The organism is Alkalilimnicola ehrlichii, assembly GCF_003399765.1.
Lineage (GTDB): Bacteria > Pseudomonadota > Gammaproteobacteria > Nitrococcales > AK92 > AK92.
In genome coordinates this window covers 1-5,657 of sequence record NZ_NFZV01000057.1, presented here as the reverse complement: position 1 = coordinate 5,657, position 5,657 = coordinate 1, and the positions used below count along the sequence as shown (strand labels likewise).

The 5,657-nt window shown below is 54.3% G+C and carries 6 protein-coding genes and 1 pseudogene; all 7 read right to left on the bottom strand.

The window, feature by feature from the left end; translation table 11 throughout:
* Nucleotides 1-475 precede the first annotated feature (475 nt).
* On the bottom strand, nt 476-673 hold the full coding sequence (locus tag CAI21_RS24395) for a hypothetical protein (RefSeq protein WP_181919731.1): 198 nt from the start codon (nt 671-673) through the stop codon (nt 476-478).
* Nucleotides 674-1,140: 467 nt separating this feature from the next.
* A complete protein-coding gene (locus CAI21_RS22400) occupies nt 1,141-1,713 on the bottom strand; it encodes a hypothetical protein (protein ID WP_116304342.1) in 573 nt (190 codons plus the stop codon).
* A 490-nt stretch (nt 1,714-2,203) separates the two neighbouring features.
* Nucleotides 2,204-2,689, bottom strand: a complete 486-nt coding sequence (locus CAI21_RS22395; RefSeq protein ID WP_147305224.1) for a hypothetical protein — start codon at nt 2,687-2,689, stop codon at nt 2,204-2,206.
* Between the two features lie 11 nt (nt 2,690-2,700).
* Nucleotides 2,701-2,916 (bottom strand): annotated as a pseudogene (locus CAI21_RS26200) (YwqJ-related putative deaminase); the annotation flags it as partial.
* A 96-nt stretch (nt 2,917-3,012) separates the two neighbouring features.
* A complete protein-coding gene (locus tag CAI21_RS22385) occupies nt 3,013-3,927 on the bottom strand; it encodes a HEPN domain-containing protein (RefSeq protein WP_116304339.1) in 915 nt (304 codons plus the stop codon).
* A 28-nt stretch (nt 3,928-3,955) separates the two neighbouring features.
* Nucleotides 3,956-4,252, bottom strand: coding sequence for a hypothetical protein (locus CAI21_RS22380; RefSeq protein ID WP_116304338.1), 297 nt, complete (start codon nt 4,250-4,252; stop codon nt 3,956-3,958).
* 247 nt (nt 4,253-4,499) lie between these two features.
* Nucleotides 4,500-5,657: YbfB/YjiJ family MFS transporter (locus CAI21_RS22375; protein WP_116304337.1), on the bottom strand; the 1,158-nt coding region annotated here is incomplete at its 5' end.

Sequence of the window (5,657 nt, the reverse complement as noted above, 5' to 3'; positions counted from 1 at the left end):
CCACTGCCGCCCCATCCAGGCGCCGGGTAGTTGTCCGCGACCCCACTGCTTTATCGACTCGCACCCTTGACCACGGGGAGGCGTCCATATATGTCCCCTAGTTCCCCTAGTTCCCCTAGCTGTATTACAGATTGGTCGAATACATCTTTACGTTACTAGCACGGCATTCCACTTTACCTGAAACAATATTCTCTGGAGGATTCTCCACCTCTAGCAACACGACGCTTTCACCAAGCGCCACGGAAAGACAACCATCTTCTTCGAGACTGACAACCGATCCTCTTAAAATAAACAAGTCTTTTTCGTGTGCTATACCAGGAGCTTCGTTTCGCGTCGTAAATATATTTACCCCCAAACTAGATCATCATCTACATCCAGCTCAACATCATAAACTTCACCATATTTTGGCAGCTCGCCAACCCACTGGGCAAACGAACTCCCGTAGCTCGTAGAGAAATAAACTTGAACACCATCGTCATTTTTGTTCACTTTTCTGATTTTTATCTTCATGTCTATTTCTTGGCAAAGGCACACGAGCAACCGTATTATCCACATTCATAACATTATTTTCAGGATCAAGGCTCCATGTCTCTTCATGATAATGATGCTTTGTAGGTTTGCTGTTCATTTCGTGGGAGCCATAGCGGATGCTGCGCTCGCCGTCGGCAGACACTATTCGGTCAGGATCGATCTCACCTGTACGTGGATGCCTATTACTATAAAAAAAGCTTCGCGGGACACCCATTAAACGACCGCCAATGAGCCCGTGTGGGAGCCCGTGTGGGTGTCTAGGCAGTCAGGCGACCTAGCCATTCCCCGCGTTTCCACACCCGAGGGCCGACGGGTCAGGTTGACGACTGCGTGGCAACCGGTAAAAAGCGGCACAAACCGCGGCCTCTTTGCACCGTCACCGCCGATGGTCCGGCGCGGTAGTCGGCCGACGTGTTACCGTACATCGGGTGGATGTCCCCTAGTCGCCCTAGTCGTTACGACGCCATCTTTGAAGGATACTTGAGGGCGATATCCTTGCCCCTGTAGCTGGGAGCCCACATCAAGCTCAGACTGCCGCCAGCTCGGGCGAACTCCTGGGCCAGCATTACTTGGGACAACAAGGCATTGGGATGCAATTTACGAAGCAAATCATAACTCTGGAGGCGCAGCACCACCGCTGCTCTCGCCTGTCCGAACATCTACTTCAAACCCAACAAATGATCCAGTAGCCGCATCCCAACCTTCCCCTACTATAGCGGAATCAGTTGCGCGCACGTTCCTCAGCCCGTCCCATGACAGCGAGCCGGTTCTCCACACCGTTCCATCAGACAAAAATCCAATGAGCTTTGTGTAATCAAAAAGCACCAACACTTTACGAGCATGAATAGCGCAGTATCCCATAATGGGGCGAACAGCAAGCTCGCTCCAGTCACTGGGATCGCAAGCAGATACGACGTAACCGGACCCTTTTGCGAGAACTACAATATGCTTTCCATCTGGATGATCACAACACAGGTCAACAGCGTTAGGTGACTCTTTGCCGGCCGAAAAATGACCTACCCAAGGCTGACAGCCGCCCTTGCGGACGAGGATGCTCGCACCGTGGACCCATCTATCCTCAAGTGCACCAGGATAAGCAAAAGACCTTAATCCAACGTCTTCCTCTTGATCGCAAACCGCAACTTCAAAACCCTTACCCCCGAAATAGTTAATGAATTTCATTGCGGCTCCTTATCCTTAGGCCTGAAGAAGCGATGCGTAATCACCTCCGTTCGACCCGACTCCGACGGTCTTACACCAATTTCGAACCGACCTTCCACAGTTCGAGGCGGTGTATGCCCCACCACCTCACGGACCCGTTGACCATCGCCTATCTGGATTTGACTCCTACCATATATCGGCTCGTCAGGAAGGGTAATGGCACCCTCTCTGGAGTAGAGGACGTATTTGTCACTAACAACTGTCCTGGTTACAGAAAAAATCTCCGGATTCAGTGACTCAGGAAAATTATGGAAAGGCCCCGGCTCCTCAACACGCCGGTTAAGCTCCCGAACTGAATAAATGCGGTTGGGACCGGTCGGCAAGTGAATCACAGGGATATCCATTTGATGCCCTTAGGGGAAAGTGGCTGTCAGATGGGCGCCCCCTTGATCCCCCTTGACCACGGGGAGGCGTCCATATATGTCCCCTAGACCCCACCCTAGCTCCCTGTTTATTCCTTTATTCCGTACGCTTTAAATATTTCATCCAATTCCAGCTCACTAATAGCTTCACCCCAAGGATCATTTCCAATTCTATATTGGCTTAAATTGTCTACCTTTGGCGGCTCGATGCCAGAACGCTCAAGGGCAACCAAGCACCTTTCTAAAAAGTTCCTCGGCTGCTCAGTCGAATCACCATACATATCAACGATTCCAACCTCCACACAGCTTTCAAGGAGTAAGCTAAACACCTCCAAATACTCTTGTGGAATTTCTCTTTCTACATCAACGGGCAGAGGATCACCTCTACCCGTGATATCCAACACCGCACCGTTCCGCTCCCAGCCAGGAAGACTATTTGTGGTCAGAACCGCCATTAGATGTTCGAACAACTTAGTAATAGAATTGTGCTTTATTCCAAGATGACGACAAAAAATCCATAAGCAAATTGCTGCATAAGCTTGCAATTGACGATTGTTGAATGTTGAGATCAACATAACACCTACAATTAGTTGCCATTAACACCCAGCTGATCTAGAACGTTTGAGAAGGTTTCACATGGAGGTTTTGGTGTTCCGTGAACACCCGATGTACTTGCAGGTCCACGAACACTCGAAACTGAAATCGAAGCCCCATCCAAACTTCTACCTTTATTCAACGCTCTTGAAAGTGCATTGACTTCAGCGCACTGGCCGGCAAAACAATTTGCTGGAGCATTATCTAATGCATTTTGAACAGTCGAGAATCACAGGGACATCCATTTGATCCCCTTAGGGGAAAGTGGCCATCAGATGGGTGCCCCCGTACACCAGTTCCATGCTTATTCCAGAGCTTCCCCGCGCAAGCGCTCCAGTTCCTGCTCGCACAGCGCCTGGGTCACCTCCAACAACCGCTGCACTTTGGGCGCTAAGTAATCAAGGTCTTCTTTCGTGACGTTAAAATCCAGATGGTAGCGGGCGGCGATGTAGGCATTGTCGAGCAGCTGGAACATATCCCGCTCTAGCTGCGTCGTGTGCGGGAAGATCTCCTTAAACACCGGCCCGTAATCCGACGCTTGGAACCCGAGATAGTCCAAGAGATGCTCGTGCGGGCAATACAGGGTGTGAACCAGGAGGATACACTTATAAGCGGATTCGGTCGCTTGGTTGAGGTGGAAGGCCGCCCAGTTCAGGATGTTCTCGTTATAGGCCATACGGAAGAGCTTGAATGCTTGATGGCCTCTCACGAACCAGTTGTCGAAATACTCCTGCGCAATCCGCAGCCGGTCCTTGGCCGGTAACTCTTCCGGCTCGGTCAGCGGGCCGATGTTGCTGCCTATCAACACGCGCCCCTCGCGCTTGATGTCGAGGAAGAAATACCGGCCTTCCCGCAGGCTTTGATTGACGTGGCTGAGGCGATGGACGATGGGCCGGACGGACGCCGAGAAGTGCTGCGCATTGCACAGCTCATAAAGTTGCCGCCCCAGTTCTGCGTCCGATTCCGTGGTGCTATCCGATACCACCACCAGAATATCGTAATCCGAGGCGTGTCCCGACCAGCGCTGCGGCGCCAGGTCTTTCTCTTCTTTGTAATCGCCCCGCGCATAGCTGCCGTAGAGAATCACCAGTTCCGGCTGCACGGCCTCGTTGATCAGGCCGGCGATCTGCTCTAGTTCCTGCTGTTTCTCAGCCGGTAGGTGGCTCAGCGACGTGCGCATATCCTTATGGTCCAAGCGGTTATATTCCAGCGGCGGCATACCCTCGCCCTCAGCGTTTTTCGTGGTATTAGGGAAGTATCTGGTAATAGTGCCATAGGCGAGGGGGAAGGCACAGAGCCCAAGGCAAACGTGGCAAGTTGTAAGATCTTGATTTCAGAGCGTCGCGGGCACCCAATGCGCTATCGATACGCCTGAGGCGCTGCAACAACTGGCTGGGCACGTCCGGCAAACCTATATCCGCGGCATCGACCTCGCCCGCCGTTTGTTCGCCCCGCTCCCGGCAACCTAGCCATTCCCCGCGTTCCACACCCGAGGGCCGACGGATCAGGTTGACGACTGCGTGGCAACCGGTAAAAAGCGGCACAAACCGCGGCCTCTTTGCACCGTCACCGCCGATGGTCCGCTCGGGACACCCATTAGATCGCTCTGAGAGAGCGCATAAAATCAAGCAGTACTCCGGCGAACAGAGTTTCCCGCGTCTGGCCAGGGCCGGCTAGCTAGGTATCCGATTGTTCTTCCCATCCTTGGCAAAAAGCCCTGACCTTGCCCCAGTTCAGGCTTTCTTGCGCTGTCCGGTGCGGGCAGCGGCCTCTTATAGGCAGCCGCGGTTGTTACGGTTTTTGACCGGCTGCCGAGTAACACCGAGACACAGAGTGCGGCTCTGGCACCCTCAGACTCCATGCCAACGCCCAAATCAGTGCGCCGACCCCGAACCAAAAGCTCCCCGATAGATTGCCGGCTAGCACCAACCACTGCTCCGCAAGCCAAGGGCCCATTAGTTGCGTAAAACTGTATAGTGCAATCAACGCCGCCGATAGACGCGGCCCCTGGTGGGGGTGCAACGCTCGACCTAGCCGTTGAGTCAGCATTACAGTGCCGATAAAGGTCCCGCCGACAAGCCCAGCGCAGAGAATCAACCCGAACGCACTAGGCCACAGTAATGGCGAGGCGACGCCCACCGTTTGCAACGCATAATTCACTAACAGCGCCGTACGATCGCCCCACAAACCGCCGAGATAGTTCCAAAGCCAGATCGACGGTAACGTCGCCACTGCCACCCACAGCCAGATATGACCGATAAGCGGCTCACCGCCCCCTAGGACCTCCACTGCAACCACTGGCAGAAACGTCATCGGCAAAATATACCCAAGCCCCGCCCCCGCATAGGCGAGAAACAGCGGAACGCTCGCCCGGTCGAAAAGCCGACCTGAGGGTTTCGTATGGCCGCTATCCGGCTGGGGCACGGACGTCGGCGTGTCCAGCCTCCAAAGCCGTAGACCACTCCAAAGCGCCAAAGGCAGGGCGATCAGCGCCGCCGGCCACCACCGCTCCGGCCCGCTCAGCCACTCCGAAGGCCATTCAACCAAGCCGCTGGAGACCAACAGCCCAACGCTTACGCCAAAGTACGTCAACCCGCTCAGCCTTATACGCCCGTGCCGGGCGAGCCACTCCAGCACCAAAGCCGGCGCCTGAACGAAAACAATGCCGTTGGTAACACCGCTGGCCAAACGCCAGAACTGAAGCCAAGACGGATCGAAGGTAAATACCTGCGCCAACGTAATCAGCGCGTTAAGTACCAGCGCTGCCGGTAATACACGCCGCAACTGCTCCGGCCGGTGCCAACGCAAGGCCAGGAGGGCGCCGATCATATAACCGGCATAGTTCAGGGCAGCCAGCTGCGCGCCTTGCTGAGCCGTGAGCATCCCGTCATTGATGAAGTACGGCAACAGCGGAGCGAAGATGAATCGCCCAAGCGTATGCACGACTAA

Coding starts and splice junctions, on each gene's coding strand:
- CAI21_RS22385 (WP_116304339.1), bottom strand. CDS start 3,927: ATGCCGCCGCTGGAATATAACCGCTTGGACCATAAGGATATGCGCACG.
- CAI21_RS22400 (WP_116304342.1), bottom strand. CDS start 1,713: ATGAAATTCATTAACTATTTCGGGGGTAAGGGTTTTGAAGTTGCGGTT.
- CAI21_RS22395 (WP_147305224.1), bottom strand. CDS start 2,689: ATGTTGATCTCAACATTCAACAATCGTCAATTGCAAGCTTATGCAGCA.